This window comes from Micromonospora sp. WMMD1082, from assembly GCF_029626175.1.
In the GTDB taxonomy this organism is placed as follows: Bacteria; Actinomycetota; Actinomycetes; order Mycobacteriales; family Micromonosporaceae; genus Micromonospora.
In genome coordinates, this window is record NZ_JARUBM010000002.1 from 771,781 (window position 1) to 794,299 (window position 22,519).

General features: G+C 68.7%; 24 protein-coding genes and 1 pseudogene. 16 read left to right on the forward strand and 9 right to left on the reverse strand.

Annotation, left to right across the window (positions count from 1 at the left end):
• Positions 1-465 precede the first annotated feature (465 nt).
• From O7615_RS03745 to O7615_RS03775, 7 genes and pseudogenes are all read left to right on the forward strand, one after another.
• Positions 466-543: pseudogene (locus O7615_RS03745) on the forward strand (cellulose-binding protein); the annotation flags it as partial.
• 85 nt (positions 544-628) lie between these two features.
• Positions 629-1,048 (forward strand): lytic polysaccharide monooxygenase, encoded by a 420-nt coding sequence (locus O7615_RS03750; protein WP_347405065.1) that lies wholly within the window; start codon positions 629-631, stop codon positions 1,046-1,048.
• A gap of 242 nt (positions 1,049-1,290) precedes the next feature.
• Positions 1,291-2,205, forward strand: a complete 915-nt coding sequence (locus tag O7615_RS03755) for a DNA-processing protein DprA (protein ID WP_278175818.1) — start codon at positions 1,291-1,293, stop codon at positions 2,203-2,205.
• Positions 2,206-2,383: 178 nt separating this feature from the next.
• Positions 2,384-2,947 (forward strand): hypothetical protein, encoded by a 564-nt coding sequence (locus tag O7615_RS03760; protein WP_278175820.1) that lies wholly within the window; start codon positions 2,384-2,386, stop codon positions 2,945-2,947.
• Between the two features lie 55 nt (positions 2,948-3,002).
• Positions 3,003-3,302 (forward strand): GNAT family N-acetyltransferase, encoded by a 300-nt coding sequence (locus O7615_RS03765; RefSeq protein WP_278181966.1) that lies wholly within the window; start codon positions 3,003-3,005, stop codon positions 3,300-3,302.
• 70 nt (positions 3,303-3,372) lie between these two features.
• The gene (locus tag O7615_RS03770; RefSeq protein ID WP_278175822.1) at positions 3,373-3,762 is read left to right on the forward strand and encodes a winged helix-turn-helix domain-containing protein; all 390 of its coding nucleotides are present in this window, start codon (positions 3,373-3,375) and stop codon (positions 3,760-3,762) included.
• Positions 3,759-5,777, forward strand: coding sequence for a cation-translocating P-type ATPase (locus O7615_RS03775; RefSeq protein ID WP_278175823.1), 2,019 nt, complete (start codon positions 3,759-3,761; stop codon positions 5,775-5,777). The genes O7615_RS03770 and O7615_RS03775 overlap by 4 nt, the downstream gene beginning before the upstream one ends.
• Positions 5,778-5,826: 49 nt before the next feature.
• Here the strand turns inward: O7615_RS03775 and O7615_RS03780 are convergent, their stop codons facing one another.
• A complete protein-coding gene (locus O7615_RS03780) occupies positions 5,827-6,510 on the reverse strand; it encodes an SDR family NAD(P)-dependent oxidoreductase (protein WP_278175824.1) in 684 nt (227 codons plus the stop codon).
• 146 nt (positions 6,511-6,656) lie between these two features.
• On the opposite strand from O7615_RS03780, the gene O7615_RS03785 reads away from it, so the two are divergent.
• Positions 6,657-7,520 (forward strand): helix-turn-helix transcriptional regulator, encoded by an 864-nt coding sequence (locus O7615_RS03785; RefSeq protein WP_278175826.1) that lies wholly within the window; start codon positions 6,657-6,659, stop codon positions 7,518-7,520.
• Between the two features lie 60 nt (positions 7,521-7,580).
• Here O7615_RS03785 and O7615_RS03790 read toward each other — a convergent pair whose 3' ends face one another.
• Positions 7,581-8,240 carry a TetR family transcriptional regulator gene (locus tag O7615_RS03790; RefSeq protein WP_278175827.1) on the reverse strand — a complete coding sequence of 220 codons (660 nt, stop codon included), beginning with the start codon at positions 8,238-8,240 and terminating at the stop codon, positions 7,581-7,583.
• Positions 8,241-8,377: 137 nt separating this feature from the next.
• On the opposite strand from O7615_RS03790, the gene O7615_RS03795 reads away from it, so the two are divergent.
• Both O7615_RS03795 and O7615_RS03800 read left to right on the forward strand, forming a co-directional pair.
• Positions 8,378-9,361 (forward strand): zinc-binding dehydrogenase, encoded by a 984-nt coding sequence (locus O7615_RS03795; RefSeq protein ID WP_278175828.1) that lies wholly within the window; start codon positions 8,378-8,380, stop codon positions 9,359-9,361.
• Positions 9,362-9,532: 171 nt separating this feature from the next.
• Positions 9,533-10,198, forward strand: a complete 666-nt coding sequence (locus tag O7615_RS03800; RefSeq protein WP_278175830.1) for a hemerythrin domain-containing protein — start codon at positions 9,533-9,535, stop codon at positions 10,196-10,198.
• A 176-nt stretch (positions 10,199-10,374) separates the two neighbouring features.
• Here O7615_RS03800 and O7615_RS03805 read toward each other — a convergent pair whose 3' ends face one another.
• Together O7615_RS03805 and O7615_RS03810 are read right to left on the reverse strand one after the other, a co-directional pair.
• Complete coding sequence (locus O7615_RS03805; protein WP_278175831.1) at positions 10,375-11,190, reverse strand: SGNH/GDSL hydrolase family protein; 816 nt, start codon at positions 11,188-11,190, stop codon at positions 10,375-10,377.
• A gap of 54 nt (positions 11,191-11,244) precedes the next feature.
• Positions 11,245-12,300 (reverse strand): alpha/beta hydrolase, encoded by a 1,056-nt coding sequence (locus O7615_RS03810; RefSeq protein WP_278175832.1) that lies wholly within the window; start codon positions 12,298-12,300, stop codon positions 11,245-11,247.
• Positions 12,301-12,390: 90 nt separating this feature from the next.
• Between O7615_RS03810 and O7615_RS03815 the strand changes: the two genes are divergently transcribed.
• Complete coding sequence (locus O7615_RS03815; RefSeq protein ID WP_278175833.1) at positions 12,391-12,963, forward strand: TetR family transcriptional regulator; 573 nt, start codon at positions 12,391-12,393, stop codon at positions 12,961-12,963.
• Here O7615_RS03815 and O7615_RS03820 read toward each other — a convergent pair.
• Together O7615_RS03820 and O7615_RS03825 are read right to left on the reverse strand one after the other, a co-directional pair.
• Positions 12,947-13,645: an SGNH/GDSL hydrolase family protein gene (locus O7615_RS03820; protein ID WP_278175834.1), complete on the reverse strand. Its 699-nt coding sequence runs from the start codon at positions 13,643-13,645 to the stop codon at positions 12,947-12,949. The two genes, O7615_RS03815 and O7615_RS03820, sit on opposite strands and share 17 nt — an antisense overlap.
• Positions 13,642-14,385, reverse strand: coding sequence for a methyltransferase domain-containing protein (locus O7615_RS03825; RefSeq protein ID WP_278175836.1), 744 nt, complete (start codon positions 14,383-14,385; stop codon positions 13,642-13,644). The genes O7615_RS03820 and O7615_RS03825 overlap by 4 nt, the downstream gene beginning before the upstream one ends.
• Here O7615_RS03825 and O7615_RS03830 point away from each other — a divergent pair.
• Together O7615_RS03830 and O7615_RS03835 are read left to right on the forward strand one after the other, a co-directional pair.
• The gene (locus tag O7615_RS03830) at positions 14,384-15,100 is read left to right on the forward strand and encodes a TetR/AcrR family transcriptional regulator (RefSeq protein ID WP_278175837.1); all 717 of its coding nucleotides are present in this window, start codon (positions 14,384-14,386) and stop codon (positions 15,098-15,100) included. The two genes, O7615_RS03825 and O7615_RS03830, sit on opposite strands and share 2 nt — an antisense overlap.
• 512 nt (positions 15,101-15,612) lie before the next feature.
• Entirely contained in the window at positions 15,613-16,668 is a 1,056-nt protein-coding gene (locus tag O7615_RS03835; protein ID WP_278175839.1) for a DUF4238 domain-containing protein, read from the forward strand.
• Between the two features lie 53 nt (positions 16,669-16,721).
• On the opposite strand, the gene O7615_RS03840 is transcribed toward O7615_RS03835, so the two are convergent.
• Both O7615_RS03840 and O7615_RS03845 read right to left on the reverse strand, forming a co-directional pair.
• Positions 16,722-17,150, reverse strand: coding sequence for a hypothetical protein (locus tag O7615_RS03840; RefSeq protein ID WP_278175840.1), 429 nt, complete (start codon positions 17,148-17,150; stop codon positions 16,722-16,724).
• Positions 17,147-17,836, reverse strand: coding sequence for a hypothetical protein (locus O7615_RS03845; RefSeq protein WP_278175841.1), 690 nt, complete (start codon positions 17,834-17,836; stop codon positions 17,147-17,149). The genes O7615_RS03840 and O7615_RS03845 overlap by 4 nt, the downstream gene beginning before the upstream one ends.
• Before the next feature lie 143 nt (positions 17,837-17,979).
• Between O7615_RS03845 and O7615_RS03850 the strand changes: the two genes are divergently transcribed.
• Entirely contained in the window at positions 17,980-19,209 is a 1,230-nt protein-coding gene (locus O7615_RS03850) for a PIN domain-containing protein (protein ID WP_278175842.1), read from the forward strand.
• A 47-nt stretch (positions 19,210-19,256) separates the two neighbouring features.
• Here O7615_RS03850 and O7615_RS03855 read toward each other — a convergent pair whose 3' ends face one another.
• Positions 19,257-19,673: a hypothetical protein gene (locus O7615_RS03855; protein WP_278175843.1), complete on the reverse strand. Its 417-nt coding sequence runs from the start codon at positions 19,671-19,673 to the stop codon at positions 19,257-19,259.
• A gap of 339 nt (positions 19,674-20,012) precedes the next feature.
• Between O7615_RS03855 and O7615_RS03860 the strand changes: the two genes are divergently transcribed.
• Positions 20,013-22,154 carry a hypothetical protein gene (locus O7615_RS03860; RefSeq protein WP_278175844.1) on the forward strand — a complete coding sequence of 714 codons (2,142 nt, stop codon included), beginning with the start codon at positions 20,013-20,015 and terminating at the stop codon, positions 22,152-22,154.
• 124 nt (positions 22,155-22,278) lie between these two features.
• Entirely contained in the window at positions 22,279-22,494 is a 216-nt protein-coding gene (locus tag O7615_RS03865; RefSeq protein WP_278175845.1) for a hypothetical protein, read from the forward strand.
• The last annotated feature ends 25 nt before the right edge of the window (positions 22,495-22,519 follow it).

Genomic DNA, 22,519 nt, shown 5'->3' on the forward strand with positions numbered 1-22,519 from the left:
CGTGGTCGCCGCGTGACTACCGGTACGACCGGGGCTGCGGATTGACCATGTGTGCGTACCGGCCTTCCGTCGCCAGCAGCTGACTGGCCGGAATGCGTTGAAACTATTCACCACAGTCACGGCCCAGGTGCAGATCACCAGGGCCATGCCGGCAGCATGGCCGCCAGCGCCTGCATCGCCGGGCTCGGTCCCACCGTCTCCCATTCCCGGATCCGCGCCTTCCCACCGCGATGCGCAGCTAATCGGTCGGTCGATCAGTCGCGCAATACTAATAGACGATCATTGATATCGGGTGCGATTGATGTGATACTTCTGGAAGCGCTCCCATACCGTCCCGGGCGAGCGCTTCAGAACGGAGGATGCACCGTGCGTTCACACCACCCCCCTCACTCCGGCCGGCAGTCCCGGTCAGCCGTCCGTCGGCCCCTCCAGGTGCTTGCCCTGACGCTCACCATGGTGGTCAGCATGCTGCCCTGGGCCGGCGCCGCCCAGGCCCACGGCACCGTCATCAACCCAGCGTCTCGCGCCTACCAGTGCTGGCAGTCCTGGGGTAGCCGGCACATGGACCCGGCGATGCAGACGCAGGACCCGATGTGCTACCGGGCGTTCCAGGCCAACCCCGACACCCATGTGGAACTGGATGAGCGCGCTGCGCGACGGCCTGGCCGGGCAGTACCAGGCCCGTACGCCCGACGGCCAGCTGTGCAGCAACGCTCTCTCCAGGAACGACACCCTGAACCAGCCGGGAGCATGGCGGGCGACCACCGTCAGCCGCAGCTTCACGCTCCAGTTCTACGACCAGGCCAGCCACGGCGCTGACTTCTTCCGGGTCTACCTCACCCGGCAAGGGTTCAACCCGAGCAGCCAGCGCGTCGGTTGGAACAACATCGACCTGGTCACGCAGACCGGGCGGTACGCGCCGGCGCAGAACATCTCGTTCAACGTGTCGACCTCCGGGCGCACCGGACAGCACGTCCTCTTCGTGATCTGGAAGGCCTCGCACATGGACCAGACCTACATGTGGTGCAGCGACATCAACATCGTCTGATCCGCAAGGCCGACAGCCACCGCACCACTCCGGCCCAGGACCATTGTCCTGGGCCGGAGCACGCCGCACGTCCCGTGCGACGGCAACAAGGTCAACCCGGCCGAGTCGGCGTTGACCTCGACGGCAATAGAACATATGTTCGTCTCATGCGGGACAGCCTACGCAGCCTCTGGGATGCCCAGAGACGACACTCGGCGGGATGGCTGAGGCGTGGTAGCAGGCCAGGGCCTACGATCGTGCACATGGATGCGGCGACGATCGAGCGGGCGGCCCTGGTCGCGCTACTCCGCCGTCCCGGCACGAGTTGGTCGGAGACCGCTCTGGAGATCCAGGAGAACGGCAGCGCCGCCTCGGTTCTCGACCGCGCCATCAATCAGCCCGAGACGCTCTTCCCGGTTGCCCACTCCACAACTGAGCTGGTCGACGCCGCCGCTCACGAGATCGCCGGCTGGCAGGCCGACGGGATCGGCGTCCACACGTTCTTCGACGACACCTATCCCGCCCAGCTTCGCGGCATCCGGGAGATGCCTCCGCTGCTGTTCAGCCGTGGCGATCTGCGGGTCCACGACCGGGCGGTTGCCGTCGTGGGCAGCCGTAGCGCCAGCGAGCAGGGCCTGCGCATCGCCCGCGCGGTCGCCACCGCCCTCGCCGGACGCGGCGTCACCGTAGTCAGCGGGCTCGCCAAGGGAATCGATACCGCAGCCCACTCGGCGGCGCTGGAAGCCGGCGGCCGTACCGTCGCAGTCATCGGCACCGGCATCAACCGGTACTATCCAGCAGCCAACCGGCGCCTTCAGGACCACATCACCGAGGTAGGGCTGGTTATCTCCCAGTTCTGGCCCGACGCTCAGCCCAGCCGGCAGAGTTTCCCCATGCGCAACGCCGTCATGAGCGGCTATGCGGTTGCCACCGTCGTCGTCGAGGCAGGCGAGACCAGCGGCGCCCGGATCCAGGCTCGGCTCGCGCTGCAGCACGGCCGTCCGGTGGTGCTCACCAGCCAGGTGATGCAGTGCGACTGGGCCAGGAGATTCGCCGAGAACCCAGGCGTCTACGTCGTGCACGGCACCATGGAACTGTTGGAAGCCGTCAACGACATCCTCAGCCACCAGCCCACCGAAGCCGGCCTGGAGAACTTCCCTGAGCTCGCCTTCCGCTGACCAACGCTGGAACACCATCCGTCGGTACGTCGAGGTACAGCGCGGCTACCTGCGCAATCCGCTGCCAGCGCATCCCTGGATCTGCCCGGCCTGCCGGGGCGTCCGCACCGAGGGTTACCCGCTCTGCCTTCGCTGCCAGTCGCATCTCAACCGGTCCGGAGGGAAGCTCGCCGATCTTGTGCTGCCCATCTCTTACTCCCCGCGTACGGGGCAGCACCATCACAACCTCCGCAGCTACAAGGGCGCTGTTCGGTCGGAGCAGGCTCGATGGAGCCTCCTCGCCGTTCTCCTGCTCTTCCTGCACGACCATCTCAGCTGCGTTACCGCATACACCGGCGCCGCGCCGACACATGCCATCGCCGTCCCGAGCACGCGCAGCCGCCCCGGCTCGCATCCACTCGCCGATCTCGTCGGCTCCCGACTTGACCTGCCATGGATCACCAGCTCGGTCAATTCCGCATACGGACCGGAGAACCGCGATTTCCACGCCGACTGGTTCACACCCGCGCTGCCCACGCAGCAGGCACCGATCCACGCGCTGATCCTCGACGACACCTGGACCACCGGGGCCCGCGTGCAGTCTCTCGCACATGCGCTGAAGATCGCTGGAGCGTCGACGGTAGCCGCCGTCGTTCTTGGCCGACACATCGACCCGACCTATCTGCCAGCCAAACGCCTACTTGGAGTCATCGCTGGCCCGGTCTTCGACACCACCCGCTGCGCCGTCGACGCTGACGCGTAAGGGCGACTATCCGCGGTTACGATAGCGATAAACTTCGATCCGGCTCGTCGACAACCTGCATGTCGTGCACGATCACCACCGGATTGGCATCGGCACCACCCTGCTGGCCCACGCCGCCCGAGCCGTCGTGGCAGACGCGACTGCCAGCGGGATGCACCTGTGGGTCCTGGAGCAGAACTCAGCGGCGCAGCACTTCTATCGCGCCTGCGGAGCCCGCCATGTCGAGACGGCGACGGTGCCACCGCCCGGTGGGGATCCGGCCCGACTCAACGGCGCTCCCCGCTGTTTCCGCATGGCCTGGCCGGACGCCACAGAACCAGGCGAACTCGACGCCCGCCGCCGGCCCAGGCCGTAGCCGGTCGCAGCGGTTCGGCGGTGCCCGGCAACCGGGTGTGATAGGTCAGCATGCAGTGTATGGTCACTGCATGCTGACCATAGCGTCCCGGGTGGATGTGATGAACCGGTTGGGTCGGGCGATGGCTGATGCGACGCGGTCGCGGATTCTGTTGTCGTTGCTCGCCGAGCCGGGCTATCCGGCGCAGCTGGCGCGGGACCTGGGGCTGTCGCGGACGAACGTGTCGAATCATCTGGCGTGTCTGCGGGGCTGCGGCATCGTGGTCGCCGTGCCGGAGGGCCGCAAGACCCGGTACGAGATCTCTGATCCGCATCTGACGCGGGCGTTGGAGTCGCTGGTCGACGTGGTCCTGGCCGTGGATGACGGGGTGCCGTGCACCGACGAGGACTGCGATGTGCCGACGTGCTGCCGCCCCGGCGCGCACCCCGCTGCCGAGGCCGAGATGGCGGGAGTGCGGTGAGCCGGGAGTGCTGCGGCCCCGACCAGCCGGTGGATGCGCGCTCCGGCGCCGGCCCGGTGCCGGGCGAGGAGCACCCGCCCGGCGAGCATGAGGAGCTGGCGCCGTGGTGGCGCGACCGCGCGCTGGCGTTGCCGCTGGTCTCGGGCTTGTTGTGGGTGACGGGGCTGCTCCTGGGATGGCTCGGTCTGGAACTGTCCGCCCTGATCGCGCACATCATGGGCCTCGCCGCGGGTGCGTGGACGTTCGCACCCGGCGCGATCCGACGGCTTGTCGCTGGGCAGGGCCGTGGACGGCTGGGCGTCGGGCTGTTGATGGTGATCGCCGCGATCGGCGCGGTGCTGCTGGGGCATGTGGGCGAGGCGGCCGCTCTGGCGTTCTTGTTCTCCATCGCCGAGACCCTGGAAGACCGGGCGATGGACCGCGCCAAGCAGGGCCTGCGGGCGCTACTGTCGCTGATCCCCGCGACCGCCCGGGTTTCCCGCCTCGACGGTGAGCAGGTCGTCCCGGCGGCGGAGGTCCGCGAGATGGACATCCTCGTGGTGGGGGCCGGCGAGCGGATCGCCACCGACGCAGTGGTCGTGACAGGCCGGTCGTGGCTGGACACCTCCCCCATCACCGGTGAGTCGACCCCCGTCGAGGTCGGATCTGGCGATCACGTGCTGGCCGGATCGGTCAACGGTTCAGGCACCCTCACGGTCGAGGCGACCGCGGATGGGCGGGACAACTCGCTCACCCAGATCGTCCGGCTGGTCGAACAGGCCCACGCGGCCAAGGGCGAACGCGCCCGGCTGGCCGACCGGATCGCCCGCCCGCTGGTGCCCCTGGTGCTCATCGCCGCCGCCATCGTCGCGGCCTTCGGGTTCGTCATCGGCGACCCGAACACCTGGATCGAACGCGCCCTGGTCGTGTTGGTGGCCGCCTCCCCGTGCGCGTTGGCGATCGCAGTGCCGGTCACGGTGATCTCCGCGATCGGCTCGGCCAGCAGGCTCGGCGTGGTCATCAAGTCCGGCGTCGCGTTCGAACAGCTCGGCACGATCAGCACCGTCGCCTTCGACAAGACCGGCACGCTGACCCGCAACCAGCCCCGGGTCGTCGCCGTGCACACCACCGCAGGCCGCTCCCGCGACGACGTGCTCGGCATGGCCGCGGCTCTGGAGGCAGCCAGCAGTCACCCGCTGGCCGAGGCCATCACCGCCGCCGCACCGGCCCGGTCGACGGCGACCGAGGTGCAGGAGCATCCCGGCCACGGACTCACCGGCACCGTCGCCGGCCAGGCGGTCCGGGTTGGCAGCCCCCGCTGGGTCGACCCCGGCCCGCTCGCCGAGCAGGCCCGGTCACTGGCCGCAGCAGGAATGAGCGTCGTCGTGGTCGAGGCCGATGGACGGCCCGCCGGCGTTATCGGGGCCCGCGACGAACTGCGACCCGAGGCCGCGGAAACCATCGCAAGCCTGCACGGGTACGGCGTGACCACCGTGATGCTCACCGGCGACAACACGCTGACCGCGAAGGCCATCGCCGAACAGGCGGGCATCGTCCAGGTCCATGCCGAACAGCTCCCCGCCGACAAAGCCGCCCACATCCAACGGCTCACCGACGCGGCACCGACGGCGATGATCGGTGACGGCATCAACGACGCGCCCGCGCTGGCCTCCGCGACCGTCGGAATCGCGATGGGAGTCACCGGCAGCGCGGCGGCCATCGAGTCCGCCGACGTGGCCTTCACCGGCACCGACCTACGCCTCATCCCCGCCGCCCTGGCCCACGCACGCCGCGGCAGGCGGATCATGACCGGCAACATCGCCCTGGCCCTGGCCATCATCATCGTGCTGTTCCCACTGGCCCTGCTCGGCGTACTCGGACTCGCCGCGGTCGTCCTCGTCCACGAGATCGCCGAGGTCGTCGTCATCGCCAACGGGCTACGCGCCGCCCGTCCCCGGCACCGCGCCCTCCCGGCGCCTCTGCCGGACCGCCCCACCACACCCGCGACCGGTCCGGCAGAGGCGGTACGCCAATGAGCCGGTGGTCACGCTGCCGGTGACACCGGCCACGTGTCGACCGCCGTACTCACCAGTTCAGCTCGCCGGTCTCGTCCTGGAGGGTTCCCGTCGGGCCGTCGGTGCCCAGCGTCGCCAACCGTACGACGACCCGGGCGCTCTCCTCGGCCGGTCGTCCGACGCCGAAGGCGGCGGTCATGTCGGTCGCGGTGGTGCCCGGTTCGAGGGCGTTGAACTTGATGCCCGGGTTCGCCTTGGCGTATTGCACCGTCAGCATCGTGGCCGCCGACTTGGACGCCGAGTAGAGCGCCAGCGGCAGTCCGTACTCCGGCCGCTCGGGGTTGGTCACCACCCAGAACGATCCGGCGCTGCTGGAGATGGTGACGACGTTGGGGTTCGAGGACCTGCGCAGCAGCGGTAGCGCCGCCTCGGTGACCCGCACGATGCCGACCGCGTTGGTGTCGAAGGCGCGCAACGCCGTGGCACCGTCGAGCCGGGTCTCCAGGATGCCCGCGTTGTGCACGAGCACGTCGAGCCGGCCCTCGGCCGCGTCGATCGCCGCCAGCGCGCTGCTCACCGATGCGTCGTCGGTCACGTCGAGCTGCACGAAGCGCGCGCCGATCGCCGCCGCGGCCTTCGCACCCCGCTCGACGTCGCGAGCGCCGATATAGACGACGTGCCCCAGGTCGAGAAGCTGCCGCGCGGTCTCGAAGCCGATGCCCTTGTTGGCCCCGGTGATGAGTGTGATGGTCATGAACAACCTTCCGAAATAGGTCGCCCGAGCGGGCTGTTCGAAACGGTATGAGCGACGACAGTCGGGAGCCAGAGTCCCGCTTGACCGGGGGTCCGACAGGGCCCTCCCTATCCAGCGCGCCCCGCCCGTCGGATCACCGTGCGCACATGGTGAGGGAGACGACGAACGCCCTCGGCGCGTACCTGCGGGCCCGGCGCGAACTGGTGACCCCCGAGCAGGCGGGCATCCCCGACGTGGGTGTGCGGCGTGTGCCCGGGCTTCGGCGCGAAGAGGTCGCCATGCTCGCCGGCATCAGCGCCGACTACTACCTACGGCTGGAACGGGGCCGGGACCGCAACCCGTCGGCACAGGTGCTCGATGCGATCGCTCGCGTGCTCCACCTCGACGACGAACACGTCGCTCATCTGCATTCGCTGGTTGCGGAGGTACCCCGGCAGCGCAGACGCCGGCCGCGCACGGAGACGCCGCCACCTGGCGCCCTCAAGCTCCTGGATTCCCTGGTCCAGCCTGCCTTCATCGAAGGACGGTACTTCGACATCCTGGCCGCCAACGCCCTCGCCAGGGCCCTCAATCCGCGCCTCGCCGTCGGCGGCAATCAACTGCGGGATCTGTTCCTGGACCCGGAGGAGCGGGCCCTGCACCCGGACTGGGACGACAACACAGAATGCCTCGTCTCGAGCCTGCGGCAAGCCGCGGGCAACGACGTCGACGACCCTCGCTACATCGAGCTCGCGGGAGAGCTCTCGTCGGCAAGCCCCCAGTTCCGCCAGCTCTGGGCACGCCACGAAGTGCGCGGGCAGCGCGGAGCGCCGGTCCGGATCGATCACCCCCAGGTCGGGGAGCTGACCCTCAACCGTGAGCGCCTAGCCATCAGCGGCGCCGAGGGCCTGATGCTCGTCGTGTATCACCCGGACGCCGGGTCCGCCGACGCGGACAAGCTCGCGCTCCTCGCCTCCGCGGACCTCTCCACCTCGTCCGCGTCCGCACAGCTCCGGGAGTCCACCGCCTGACAACGGCGACCCGTACGGCCACACCCGGCCTCGGTTCGCGGCACTGCCATTGGTCGCCGGCTACCTGGCGGTCACGCCAGTCGCACTCAGGCCGATGGCGGTGGCCTGGAGGAGGCGGATGAGGCGCCCCTCGAAGTCGAGGGCGCTGTGCGCCCAGCGGGGCTCCTGCGCGTAGAGACGGGCGAGCGACGGGGTGGGGTGGGCGAGCTGCCAGAGATTGGCGGTCAGGCCCAGCGCCGCCGTGATCAGGTCCTGCACCTGATCGTTGGTCATCGTTCCGGTCGCGGTCAGCGTGTCGACGATGGTGTCGTAGGCCTCGAACGACCGGGTCTTGTAGCGGCGCGCGCGTTCGATGCCGACCTCGCCCTCAAGGCTCAGCGGCACGTGGGTGAGCAGGTCGCAGAGGAGGGGCAGCGCGGTGAGGGTGATGCTGATGGCGGCGGCGGTCTCGGGCGGCGTGAGGCCACGGGCACCGGCGAGCCGGGCGGTGAGGATGTCGCGCCACTGGCGCCAGCCGCGTTCGGCGAGTTCGAGCAGGAGTTCCTCCTTGCTGGCGAAGTAGCGCCGCACGGCGGACGGGTGCAGGCCAGCGGCCTCGGTGACGGCCGCCAGGGTGACGTGGCGCACACCACCGAGCGTGCCGGCGAGGGACTGGGCGGCTTCCAGCAGGTCCTCGGCACGGCGGGCCTTCGCCTCCTGGGATCGGGCACGGCGAGCCATGCGCCGACTGTAACGCACTTCTCATGCGTTAAGTCCGTTCGCACGTGCTAGCGTCGCCATAACGCAAGCCGATTGCGTTGACGGGTCGGTCGCCCGACGCACCGCGTCTCGACCCACCGACGAGAGGAGACCGCCTCATGCACGCCGCTGTCGTTACACGTTTCGGCGACCCGGAGGTCTTCGAGCTCACCGAACTGCCCGACCCGGTCCCCGGCCCGGGCCAGGTGGCGATCGACGTCAGCCACGCCGCGGTCGGCCTGATCGACGTCTACCTCCGGCAGGGGCTCTACCAGGACCACCCGGGCCTGCCGCTGCCGCCGTACGTGCCCGGCCTGGAGGTGGCCGGCACCATCCGCGCGCTCGGCGCGGGAGTGCCGGACTTCCGGGTCGGGGAGCCGGTGGTGACCCTCTCCGGCACCGGGGCCGAGGGCGGTTACGCGTCGATCGCCGTCGTCGACGCGGCGATGACCGCCAGTCTGGAGGGCACCGGGGTGGACCCGGCGCTCGCGGTCGCCGCCGTGCCCAACGCCGCCACCGCGTTCCTGGCGCTGACCGAGGTGGCACACCTCAGGTCGGGCGAGCGGGTGCTGGTGCACGGGGCCCTGGGCGGACTGGCCTCCGCATTCCCCGGCGTCGCCCGCACCCTCGGTGCGGCCGGGGTCGTCGGCACCGTACGCCGTACCTCGCTGGCCGACGCGCGAGCCAGCACCCTGCCCTACGACGAGATCATCGCCGCCGACGATCTGATCGGATCGCTCGGCGACCGGCGTTTCGACGTCGTGGTCGACCCGGTCGGCGGTCAACTGCGCACCGACAGCCTCCAGGTGATGGCACCGATGGGCCGGATGCTGCTGGTCGGCAACGCCAGTGGCGACTGGGATCACACCGTGCCCAGCAACACCCTCTGGGGCGGCAACCTCGCCATGCTCGGCTTCGCGGCCGGCTACTACCTGCCCACCCATCCCGAACGGGCCCGTCCCGCCGCCGAGGCTGCCCTCGGGGCGGCTGCCCAGGGCCTGATCGACATCCCCGTCCACTCCCTGCCACTCGCCGAGGCGGCCGAAGCGCACCGACGCGTCGAGAACGGCGCGGTCAACGGCCGCATCCTGCTCGAACCCTGACCGCCGCCGAGCACCCGCGCAGTTCGTGGCCGAGGCCCGGCTGCCGGTAGGTGCCGGTGATCGCCGTACCTGACCTATCGCCGCGCCGCGTCAACGTCCTGTCTATCGCGCATCCATCCCCGGCCGCTTGGCTTGGCCGGTATCGCCAATCGAGCTCGAAGGAGTCGTCGCGTGACCGAACCCGACCGTCCGTACACCCAGGAGATGGTCGTCGTCCACCGGGTGTTCCGCAGCCAGGCGGACCTGCTGCCGCAGCTGGTGCGCGCCGTGCCGGATGGCGACCGTGGTCGCGCCGAGGAGGTCGCCGCGCGCGTGACGACCTATGTCAGCGGCCTGCACCACCATCACACCGCGGAGGACGAACTCATCTGGCCCCTGCTGGCCGAACGGGTACGGCCCGGAGCCGACCTGGTGCGGTTGATGCAGGAGCAGCACGAGACGATCGACCAGAGCCTCACGCAGGTCGACCTCACGCTGGCCGCCTGGCGGCACTCCGTGGAGCCGGGCACCCGCGACCACCTGCTCCTCGCCTTCGACGCACACCGGACGGCGCTGGTCGCGCACCTGGACGCCGAGGAGGAGCACATCCTGCCGATGGTGCGGAAGCACCTCACGGTGGCCGAGTGGGACGCCGTCGGCGCGCGTGCGGTGGGCCTGATTCCGCCAGCTCAACGGCTCCTCGGGCTCTGCGCGGTCCTCGACCACGCGTCGACCGAGGAACGCGACCACTTCCTGGGCAAGCTACCGGTGGCTGCCCGGATCGTGCTGCGGCTGGTCGGCCAGCGCCGGTACGCCCGCGAGCGGCAGCGGATCCAGAGCCTGCTCGCCACCGGCTGACGCAAACCCCGGCTCGCCTCGGCGACGATCCGCGCCACCCGAACGGTCTCCCGCACCGCGCGGAGTTTGCCCATGAGCGGACGACCGCCCTGCTGGCGCTCGAAGCCGGCGACGAGATCCAGCTCCGCCCCGACCTGGCAGAGGTCGGGGCGGAAGCGACCGTCCTGGTCAAGGGATCAACGCCCACATTGCCCGCGGGGAGCGACCGCCCGTTCGAGCGCGGTGAGGTACCCAGCCCGGTAGCCGACCTCCGTAGGGTGGAACGGGCCGGGCTGGGTCACGTCGTTGAGCCAGGGATCCGATCCGCACAGCGCGTGGCCGGTGAAGATGTCCTGCACATCGGCGAACGTCGCGCGCGTCCGCGCCACCCGCTCCCGGATGACGCTGTTGAGGGTGTCGACCGCCGCGTTGATGGCGGCGCGCTTGGTCAGGCTCAGTGGGACCTGCGGGCAGTCGGGGGTGTTCTCGAAGAAGCGCGGGTAGCTGAGCACGACGAGTCGGGCCTGCGGCGCACGCGCCAGAACCGTCTTGTACGCGCGGTCGAGGCGACCGGGCAGTTCGGTACGCGAGAATCGCCGGCTCGCCTCGGCAGCCGCGGCACAGTCTGCCTCCGTGCCGCTGAGACAGGTGGCGACCCCGCTGCCGAATCCGATGTCGTTTCCGCCGATCGTCAGGGTGACCAGGCGGGTGGACCGGCCCACGCGGTCGAGCTGCTTCTCCAGGTCGGCGGTGACCGCACCGGCACAGGCGGCGAAGTCGAAGGACTTGATCCGCCGAGCCGCCGCGTAGAGCGGCGCATATGCCTTCTCGCTGCGTACACACGTGCTCGGGTCGGTGTACGGCGGAGCGCCGACGCCCGACGAGTGGGAATCGCCGAGAGCCACGTAGGTATCTCCCCGTCCGGCCGCCGTGGCGGGAGCGGCGGCGAGCACGACGGCGGCCGTGGCTGCCAGTGATCCCAGGATGGCGAGCAAGCGAATGCGCGTTCTCATCGTTGGTACTCCTCTGAACGTGGGCATGTTGACGGCGGGGTGGGTCCGCGAGGGTCACGGGGAGGTCAGGCGGGCCTGGAGAAAGCGGACGGCCGCGGCGCGGGTCTGCACGGCCTCGGGTAGGTCGGGCTCCCAGTGGAAGCCGTGCCACATGCCCTCGGACACGAGCAGCTTGGTGTCCACGCCAGCGTCATCGAGGCGCCAGGTCAGGCGGACGATGTCGCTCAGGTTGAGATCGCGGGTGCCGGTGGTCAGCACGGTCGGCGGGAAGTCGGCGGCATAGGTCGCGTAGACCGGAGAGACGCCGGCCGAGTCCAGCGGTTCGTCGCCCGCGTAGAACCGGGCGGGCACGTCGACGCGCAGGTTGGCGACCAGACCGTCCCGGCCGTCGTTGCTCACCACGCTGTCGCCGATGCCGCTCAGGTCGGTCACCGGGGTGAACAGGCCGAGACCGGCGATCATCGGCAGGCCGGCGGCCTTCGCCGCGAGCACGGTGGCGGTGAGCAGATTGCCGCCGGCCGAGCTGGCGACTCCGACGATGTTGTCGGCGCCGAAGCGGTCCACCAGCTCGCGATAGACCGCCAGGCACTCCTGGATGGCGATGGGATACTTCGCCTCGGGCGCGAGCGTGTAGTCGATCGAGTAGACCGGGATGCCGAGCTCGTGGGCCAGCAGCAGGCCAACCCGGTCGCGGGCGGTGCCGAGGAAGAACCCGCCGCCGTGGACGTTGATGGCGATCTTTCCCCGGCGGTCGGGCGCGACGGACGGTGGGGTGACGACGGTGACCGGTACGCCGTCGATGACGTCGCTGGTGAGGGTAAGCCGGAAGCGGCCGATCAGCTCGTCCTCGACCGCTCGTTCGGCGGTGGCGAAGGCTTCCCGTTCCGCCTTGAGCCGGTCCTCGTTGACGATCCGCCGGACGACAAAGTCCGGCACGACCAGGGAGTTCATGGTGTCGAGAAGGCGGACGGCGTCGGGGCTCATGGCGGCCCGCTGCTTGTCGCTCACCGCGAGTGGCTGGCTTCCAAAGTTGAGCCCGATGAACGCCCCACCCGCCACGACCATCGCGAGCACGACCGCGGTGATCACCATCCAGCGCTTGATCTTCATCGCTCCCCTTCAGCCACCCAACCGGATGGATGGAAGAGTAGCGGGATGAGAACCCTTCTGCCAACCATCCGGCTGGATAGGATCCGTCGGGTGACGGTCCGCGATTCGCAAGCCACCCGCCGGCGCATCCTCGACGCCGGGCGCGACGAGTTCAGCCAGCATGGCTACGCCGGTGCCCGGGTCGACCGGATCGCCCACGCCGCCGGCTGCAACAAGCAGCTCATCTCGGCCTACTTCGGCGGCAAGGAGGGCCTGTACGCGGCCGTCCGCGAAGAGATGATCACCGGCACCATGGACGAGGTCCCGTTCGACGCGTTCGACCTGCCCGGATACGCCGGCCGGCTGTTCGACTTCCACCAGGCCCAGCCGCAGGTCCTGCGGCTGACCACGTGGGCTCAGCTGGAGGGCCCGGCATCGATGTCACCGGCCGCCGCGGAATCGACATACGCCAAGATCGACGCGATCCGCGCCGCCCAGCAAAGCGGCGCCGTGCGGGCCGACCACCCACCCGAGGCCCTGCTCGTGCTCGTCCTCAAGCTCGCCACGATCGGCAGCCCGGGCTCGGGCGAGACCGCCTTTCCCGGCGCCACCCCCGACGCGTTCCGCAACCTGATCGTCGGCACGGTGCGCACACTGACCGCACCGGTCAGAGGGCCAGGGTGACGCGGGCGGCGGCGTCCCGGGCCCAGAGCTGATATCCGAAGGTTGACGGGTGGAAGCGGTCTGCGCCGAAGAAGTCGGGCGGTGGCGTCCCGGCGGGCGGGCCGATGAACACGGTCCGCTCCGGGTTCCGTGAGCAGATCTCCTGGGAGATCGCGTTCAGCGCGTCCGCACGCTCGCCGAGGTAATGCGCAAGCTTCCCCGGAATCGCGGGGAACCGTGTGAACGGCGGGATCCCGGCAACTATCACCCGGTCAGTGCGGTGGGCGAGATCGGTGAGGATGCCGGTCAGGTCGTCGCGCCACGAGGCGGGCCGGCGCCCGGCCAGCACGTCGTTGCCGCCGCAGAGCAGGACGACCATGTCGAGGTCGTCGTCGACGTGCTGGGCGAGCCGGAACCGGACCCGCCGAGCCGTGGCGCCGACCTTGCCCACCACCTGCCAGTGGGCCGGCCGCCCGGTGCGGGCGGCAATCTCACGCGCGAATACGGCCGCGAACGCCTCATCGTCGCCGGTGACGCCGCAGCCCGCGGCGGTGGAGTCGCCGAGTACGGTCAGCCGCAGGGGCGTGCCCGCAGGCCCAGGTGCGGTGCCGGTGGTTCCGCCGCCCGGCGCCGACGCGAGCCGGAGAGTGGAGCGCAGCCATAGCCCCTGAATGGCGACGACCGGCAGCCAGGCCGGGTTCACGACGGCACCTCGGCGGGTTTACGGGCGAGCGTCAGGGTGGTCCGCAGGTCGAGCACGACGGTGCCGCCGAAGTCGTCGACCACCTGACCGAGCAGGTCGAGGCCGCGCTGCTGCAGTTCGGGCGGCCGGGTCAGGAAGGGCCCGAAGGTGCTTACCAGGGCGAGGTAGCGGTCCCGGGTGAGCGGCAGGTCGTGGCGGAAGCGTTCCACGCAGACATCGGTGAACTCACCGCTCGCCATCACGTCGTGGTACATCCAGTCCGCCGGCCGCTCCTTGACGGTCGGGTCGAGCGCGTCGAGCGCCGACCGGATCGCTGCGGCCTGCCGGGCGTCCGCGTAGCTGTACCGGTGCCCGAACAGTGCGAGGGCCCCGCCCACCGCGAGGGCGTCGCGTGCCCGCGTGTTGCGGGTGGCCGGGTCCAGCCAGTGCCAGGCCATGGCGCAGGCCAGCACGGCGACCCCGTCGGGCGGCGGAGTCCACTGCTCGAACGTGCCGAGATAGACCTGCGCCTGCGGAAACTTCACACTGAGCCGGCCGGCCATCCGCGGGTCCGGCTCGATGCACGTCATCGGGACGCCGATGGCAGCAAGAATCTCGGTGCCCTTGCCCGTGCCGGCGCCGATCTCGGCCACCGAGCCGGGAACGCCACCGTGGTACGCGACGATGGCGTCGGCAACCCCGGCCGGATAACCGGGCCGTACCTTCTCGTACAGATCTGCCACCGATCCGAAGACTTCCATGACGACCTCTCTGAGTGGCGGGCTCAACTTCATATACGCTGCCGTACATGGCGAAGGTAACTTCCCTGTACGGTGGCGTATACTGCAAAGTGAGGTGAGTCACATCAAGTTCGAGACGCGGACTCCGCGGAACCGATGGATCGAGGCCGGCTTGGAAGCGCTCGCGGCCGGCGGCCCCGAAGCGGTACGCGTCGAAGCGCTGGCCAAGCGGCTCGGTGTCTCGAAGGGCGGCTTCTACGGATTCTTCGCCGACCGCGACGCGCTACTGACGGCCATGCTGGACACCTGGGAGCGAGAGAGCATCGACGAGGTGTTCGAACGCGTCGAACGCGAAGGCGGCGACCCGAAGACCCGGATCACCCGCGCCGGCCTCCTCACCTTCTCCAGTGACCGGCTCCTCCCGATCGACCTGGCGCTGCGCGACTGGGCCCGCCGCGATCAGGCGGTCGCCGATCGCCTGCGCCGGGTCGACAACCGGCGCATGGATCTACTACGGGAGATGATCGGCACGTTTTGCGACGATCCAGCGGAGGTGGAGGCCCGCAGCGTGCTCGCGTTCTGCCTCCTCATCGGAGAACACTTCCTCGCCGCCGACCACGGCGACCGCACCCGGGCGCAGGTGCTACGCCGCGCCGGCGATCTCATCCTCGACCGGCACCCGGACGACGACACAGGTGGCAGTCTTCCCGAACTGAATCTGGACCGCGACCGATGAGTACCGGCGGTGATCGGGGCGCCCGGGCAGGCGGCGAGGTTGGTGACATATCCGTTGATCCCGGCCGGTGCGCACGCCTCGCTTCGAGGGCCCGGTTCACGGACACGGGAGATCGGCATTCGCCGATTAAATCCACCCTCCCACCCTGCGGTGGAAGATGGTGGAGCCGAGGGGACTCGAACCCCTGACCCCCACACTGCCAGTATGGTAACGATTCTGTCACGCCATACCGCAGGATGCCGACAGGTGCTTTGAGCAGGGAAAATTCTCTACGTCAAATCACGCTCCCTGTCGCCACATGTCGCGCAATGATGGCTATTTGATCTTGGGCTGTGACCACCAATGTGACCACACTCAGTGTGGGAGGCTTCGTGCCACCCCGTCCGCCAACCACTGCCCGCACCAGCGAAGCCGTTCACTACGCCGGTCGTACACCACTTCCATGGACGCAACCCGGGTGGTGATGCTGTCTGAGCCTTCGACCTCGACTGTTTTCCCGGTGCGGAGGCGTGATGTCCCCCGCTACGGTTGCCGATGTGCCAGCGGGACCATCGAGCAAGCCGAAGCGTCATCACTACGTTCCCCAGGCGTACCTTGCCCGGTTCGGCCGGGATCGACAGATAGCCGTTCGGCGGCGTGGGACGCCCGGTCATTACGTCACCAACGTGAAAAACGTGGCGTTGGAGACGAACTTCTATCAGACGACGAAGGCAGACGGTCAAACCTCGGTGGAGGTGGAAACCTGGCTGGCTGAGGTCGATGGCATGGCCGATCAGGCAATCGCTGATGTCCTGGCCGCCGGTGAGCCACCTCGGCCGGGAACGCCGGAGCGGTTCAACCTTGCTGCGGTGCTCGCGATCCAGATGACCCGCACGCCGGAGACGCGAGAGCGGGTGCTGTTCACCGACCGGCTCGCGAGGTACGCGAATGGCGACGAGGTTTCTCTCGACCTCGTCCGGAGGTTTCTCGCCGAGAAACACCTGGGGTTCGACCCGCGCGACGGTGAGGTGCAGGGAGCCTTCGACATGTACCACGCCTCCCACTTGATGAGTGATGGGGAGGTCACGAAGGATGACGCCATCAATGTCGCTCTGCGCACGGCCCCAGACGTCGCGGTTCCTCTTGCGATGAAGCGGTGGACGTTGGAGGTTGCCCGCAAGCCGAAGTTCATGACCTCCGACTCCCCACTCGTTCTCTGGCGTCCACGGACACCACGTGATGCCTTTGAGGGAGTCGGCATAAAGACGGCGCATGAGATCAGGTTTCCGCTCGACACCGGTCACCAACTTGTGCTTGTCGACCTGGAGAACGCCCGGCCGACGACGGTGCGCGTCGAACCTGATCGGGTTCGCCAGTGCAACGCGGACCTGGCCAGCGCATGCCACACCCTCATAGTGGGACATCCGGACCGGACCCGTCAGTTGACGGAGTTGAAACTGGCGCGGCGGCGGCCGGTTCTCCGGTTCAACACGGGTCCTTTCTACGAGAGGAACAGTGCCGGCGAAGACGTCTACACCGGCGAGGTCTTACATGCATGGGTGCAGCGGCATGATCAGGTGGGCGCTTGACGCGCGCTGGGGCCAACGATCCCGGATGAGTTGTGTCGGGGTGAGCCAGCCAGTCACCGACGATGTCCCTCAGCAGCGGTACGTTCCGGTGGCCGCTGCCCGTGGCTGGCTTCCCGCACGCTGATCAAGGCGCGCATGGCCGAGGGCTGTCTTCCGGTGATCGTTGATGCTGCTACGCGTGCTGCGGAGGTCAGCAGTCGGTGCCCGGTGTTGTCGAGTGGCCGGTCGAGGCCGCTCGTTTCCAGTACGGTCGCCAACGCGCTGCGGCGGGTTTCGTCCATCTGGGCGCTGAGCGGATGTTCAAGGGCGTCGCGGGCGGCGTAGCCGTCCTCAGCGTCCAGCGTTGCCCTGGTCAGTTGCTCGCCGACAGAGGTAACGAAGTCTTGGTCGTTATCCCCGGCGTCGATGATCGACAGGGCGAGCCTGGTGGTGAAGACGGTTGTTCCCGCGTTCTTGGGTAGTTGCAGGTACGGGTGGATCATCGTGTCGCGGTGGGCGGCGGGCAGCGGTTGGTTCGGGCTCGGCACCAGGCGGTGAGGCAGGCGTTGACGGCGGCTTCCCAGGGTTCGCCGGGTTCGGTTTCGGTGAGGAGCTGCCGTGCCGCCTGGTGCTGGCCGGCGACGAGGCGGGCGATCACGGCGACTTGGCGGCCGTCGAGCATACGCTGGCCGATACCATTCCGTCGCCGGAGGTGGTCCTCGGCATCGGTCCAGCGGCCGGCGCTGGTGAGTGCGCGGCTGCCGTCGGCGAGGCAGACGCCGTACAGCCAGCGGGTCAGGTCTCGGTGGTTGTCGGGTTCGGCGGTGTGGATGGCGGCGGGGACGGTGATCCCGTCAATGACGATGTCGGTGCGAGTGCGGATCGCCTCGAACAGGCTGGTGATCAGGAAGTGGCCGGTGTCGCTGTCGCCGGCTCGGATTTCGAGGCGGGCCAGGTTCACCAGGGGTTCCAGTCCGTGACAGGCGTTCGCGGGGTCGAGAGTTTCCGAGCTCTCGTGCAGCCAGGCCAGGGCGTGGCGGTGGCGCCAGGTATGGGCCAGTTCGGGCCCGCTCAGGCGGACAAGGCCATCCCGCTGGAAGTCGCCAGCAGACTCGCGTTCATCCGCTTCGAGTTCTGTCTCCAGTTCGTGATCACATTGGCGCTCCGGCTGGCCGAGGCGGACTCTCACCTCGCACCGTCAGCCTGGCTCACCGACCGAAATTGGATACGACGCAGGCGCGGATGCGAGCCCTTGTCGCTGGAGCGCCGCCGGTTATCCGGTTGTCGCCGGGCGCAGAATGGTTGCATGAGCATCAAGATCAAGGCGCTGTGGTGGCGGTCAACCGTCCGCCGCAGCATCGGTGCAGAGGAGGCGATGCGGGGATGACCACCGCGGAGCAGAGTCCTCCCTCTCGTTTCCTGCCCGAACCGGCGGCGGTCGTTCGGGACATGGTGAAGAAGGAGCACCGCCGCAACCTGGCGATGCCCGTGACGGTCCCCGACGAACGCGGACGGTTCGCGCCGGCGCTGCTTCCCGAGGTCTTCCCGGTCGTCGTGGATGCGAACGCCCTCCGGGATGACCTGCTGCGAGTCGCCGCCGGCAAGCCCCGCACGTTGATGTTGAACGCCGCCAACGGCGGCGTGCTCCGTCTCTTCTGCGCGCCGCACGTCCTGCACGAGGTCGAACGGCACCTGGTGGAGTGGTCGGCGCAGAGGAGCCTTGATCCCGGTGTCGTCCGAGCGGCGTGGCAGGACAGCATCGCGCCCCTGCTCCGGTGCGTGGAGGTACCTGCCGGGCTGACGACCGTGGCCGAGCAGCAGCGTCTCGACTACCTCAACCAGCCGCCCACCGTCAGCAGGTACTGCGATCCCGACGACGTCCCCACCGCAACCCTGGCGATCCTGTTGAACGCCGCACTGCTGAGTAAGGACCGAGCACCGTTGCGGGCGGTCTACGGGCATCCGTATGACCACGTCGCCCACGCTCAGTGGCAGAGCGAACTGGGTGCCGTCGGCGATCTCGGCCCGCTCGGACGGTTCGTCCACGCATTTGAATCACTTCTCGGCCTGGCCGGCTCCGGCGTCTTCCACGGGATCGTCGCTGCTGCTCGCCGGGTGCCGTGGCCGTGGCTGGTGGTCGGCACGCTGGCTACCGCCGGCGCGGTCAGTTACCTCGTCGCCCCCGAGGCCAGGGCCAAGGTGCAGGCCGCGTTAGGTACCGGGCTGTCGTCCGCCGCTGTCACCGTTGCAGAGGTCCTGACGCAACGTGATGCCGCACGGAGGCAGTTCGAGACGCTCCAACCAGTTCAGCCCGACAGCGACGAGATCACAGGGCACCGCGGTCCTTCGGCTGCCCTGGCGAGGGCGTGCCTTTACCGTTTGGCGCGCAGCCCACACAGTGACCAGAGCGCACGAGACCTCACCGCTCTACTACGGCACACGGACGATGTCACCGTCGGCGAGGCGAAGGTGCGTGCCACGCTGCGTGCCCTCGACGCCTTCGCCGAGCCGTGTCGCGGCCGTTTCCAAATCGGGCAGCCGGCCCCGCTGCATCTTGGCTGATGAAGCCTGTGCCAGTCCCAAGGAACCGCTATGGCCCTCGTTCGTCGCTACCGGATGACGGCGGCGGCCCGATGCCGGCGAGGGCGGTTGGCGACTCGCCACCATTCGTCTGCGCGCCGCGCGACGGCAACTTCGCTGGCACAATGGCGGTGCTCGCAGGCAAGGGTGTCGTGTTCGACAGCACCGACGATCACGTGCCTGTCTCCGTCAAGTCGGAGCCGGTCACCGGCGTCGAGCAGCCGTTTGAGGGCACGGTCGAGGCTGCGGCGGGAGGTGTGCCGGGAGACCAGGCGATCCAGGTCGACGTCGGCGACCAGAGTGCTTCCGCCGTTGTCACGATCGCGGTACGCCACCTCGGAGAGGACCTGGAACTCGCTTCCGCGGAAACCCAGACACATCAGGTGGCGGATCACGTAGGAGAGCATGCTGATCGGCATCTTCTCGGGCATCGGCTCCGGGATCAACGCTGCCTCCTTAAATCGGCTACGACGATCCTGGCAGGGCCGGACACGACAAGGCTGCAGGCCCGAGTCGGCCCGAACCAATTTCACACTCCCCGGTGACCAGTCCTGGCCTGGCAGGCGGGGACCCAGGGCGGCAGAACGACGAACTGGCCGGGCCATGATCGGCTGAGTACAGCGTCGTCCCGTACGCTTCGCCGACCCGTGGTACCCGTTGGCCTCCCGCGCTTCACTGGTTCTGAGACGCCCGGCATGCTGACAGCGGATTTCAAACCGGCCTCCGTGTGGGCGAGGAACTTGATGGTGAGCGGGATGCGACCCGCTGGGATGGGAGCGGCAACGATGCAGCTGGAGGTCTCGCCGGCATCTGGGGAGCTGGAAACCCGGCCCGATGTGATTGGCTATACCTCCGTGCTTCTGGCTCGGGAGGAACATCGCCTGTTTGCTCTTCTTGACCCGGATGATCCAGACGGCGCGGGCCGCGCACACTTCGAGGCGGCCGTGCGGCGTTACCTGGGTCAGCTGGAGTCGGCGGTTTACGACCGGACGGACCGGCTGCTGGGACTTCGCAAGATCGCTCCGCTCAGCGTGTCGGTCCGCAACGACGACGGTGCCCTCATCCAAGGCGCGCAGGTGACGATCCGTCTTCACGCTCATGGTCAGCAACAACTAATCCAGGCTGATCTTGATGAGGACCTTCTGACGGAGATTCCAATCCCACCGTCTCCTCCCGGCGGCGTAGCCGCGTCCCCACTTCACAAGCGGGCGGCTGCATGGACTCCGGGAGAACGAACAGCGCCGCACGCTGACCCCTTCGACCGGGCCGCAGACTCCGTACATCGCGGGCTGCGCAACGTCGTCGAACCGGCTCTCATCATCGCGACCCCGAAAGACGAGCGCCTGATTGAGCTGGTCTACCCCGAGGTCGATCTCCGGCCCGGTCAGATCCTCCTGCTGCCAGATGTCGCGCTTGACCTGCTAGAAACCGTCAATGAATGGTGCGAGGCTACCTGGACGGTGACCGCCCGCAACCACCCCGGCATCGTCACCGGCCGGTTCGAGTTGTTCACTGTCGCCGACCCGTACGCCCTCGCTCGCACCTGGCCAGCCGCAAACGTGTCGCCCGCTCACGGCTCCCGCGCACGCGCCGGTTCCGACTACCCACCAGGCAGCGGCGCCCGAGAGCCGATCTGCGGAATACTCGACGACGTGAATCCCCTGCTTCTCGCCGCCGGCGGCGAGCTGCCGTCGACGAAACTTCGCCAGCGGCTCTGGAACGCGGTGCGAGAGATCGGCGCGCTACACGATGAGGCCCTCGATGACGACCCGCAGGCCGCCGTTGACCGGCTGGTTGCGAAGTACCGCGTACCCGATACGGCGTACCGCGGCGACCCGACGGTCGCGGCCCCGGTGCGCCAGCGCAGGGAACAGGTCCGCGACTTTCCCCATCCCACCCGCATGGTGAACAGGGTCGTACAGGACTACGAGGTTGCCGTCGACTTCGACGGCGACGCCGGTCTCGTGCGAGCCTCGCTCGCTACGTGCGCCCACGAACCGCAGTGGCAGGTGCGGGGCAGCCAGATCCGGGCGGTGTTCACCGCCGACGTCACCATGCCGGGAAGCAAGTTGGAGCGGTGGATCAGGGAGCGTGCCGCCGACGCTGCCGCTCATCTCGACAACGCCCGCCGGGACCTCGCCCGCTACCACGACGAACTCAATGCCGCGGTGGAGGACCTCGTGCCCAAAATGCTGGCTGTCCGGCTCGCCGGCCAACGGCAACGCGAAGAACTCACCCTCACCTTCGCGTCAGCATCCATCAACGAGCGGGACGGTGAGCCCTCCGTCGGGGCCGACGCGGCCCGGACCCCGCCCGGGCCCAGCACCGATCCGGAGATGCTCTTCGAGGAGGTTCTCAAGACGCTGGAGTCCTCGGCAGAGGTTCTGGCGGCTCATACCCCGCTCGTGCAAGCACTCGACACCGAGGAACTGCTGCGCTTCCACCTCATACTCTTCCTCCAAGGCCGACATCCCGAGCCGTATCTCTTCACCGCAGAGACGTTCCACGGCCAGGGCAAGGTCGACATCGCGGTGCACTGGAACGGTCGGCTCATCGGCGTTGTGGAGTGCAAGGTCTGGCACAGCGAGCGGCAGTTCCGCGAAGGCATCGACCAGGTACTAAGCTACCTCACCCCCAACGACACCCGAGTCGCCTACGTCGTGTTCATCAAGCAGCAGACCGTCACCTCGATCGTCGACGTCCTCAAACACACGATGCTCAACCACGCAAACTGCGCCGACACCGAGAGTCCGACCGGCTCCAGAAGGTTCACCTTCGCATTTCACGCCACCGCCGACCCCGGACGGCCTATCACGATGGATTTGCTCCCGATGCCCTTGGCCACCAGCGCTACCGGAAAATCGACCGATCGAGGGCTCCGGCGGCGACCCCCACCGGGAGGCCAAGGCCGCGGCGAGACAAGCTGACCGAAGCGCATCACCACCAGGCCGGATGCCGCAGCTCAGGATCAGGGTGCTGGGCGAGACGCGTGTAACCTGCGACCTAGCGTCGGCAGATGCAGCAGGTGGAGGAGAGAACCGTGCACGACCGGTGTCGACGATTGCCGCAACTGGTTGGGGCAGCGTCCCTGATTGGATCGGTGGCATCGAAACCGCCGCCGTGACCATCCTGCTCACCATCGGCTGGTGGGGCAAAAGCCGACACCGGCGACACGACCAGGAGCGCCAGTCAGCCGTCGCGATCCGGCAACTCCTACTGGACATCGAGGACCTGTACGCGGCGATGAGCCCGAACCCTGTTGTCTAGCCCCGCCCACAGCCCCCGGAGGTCG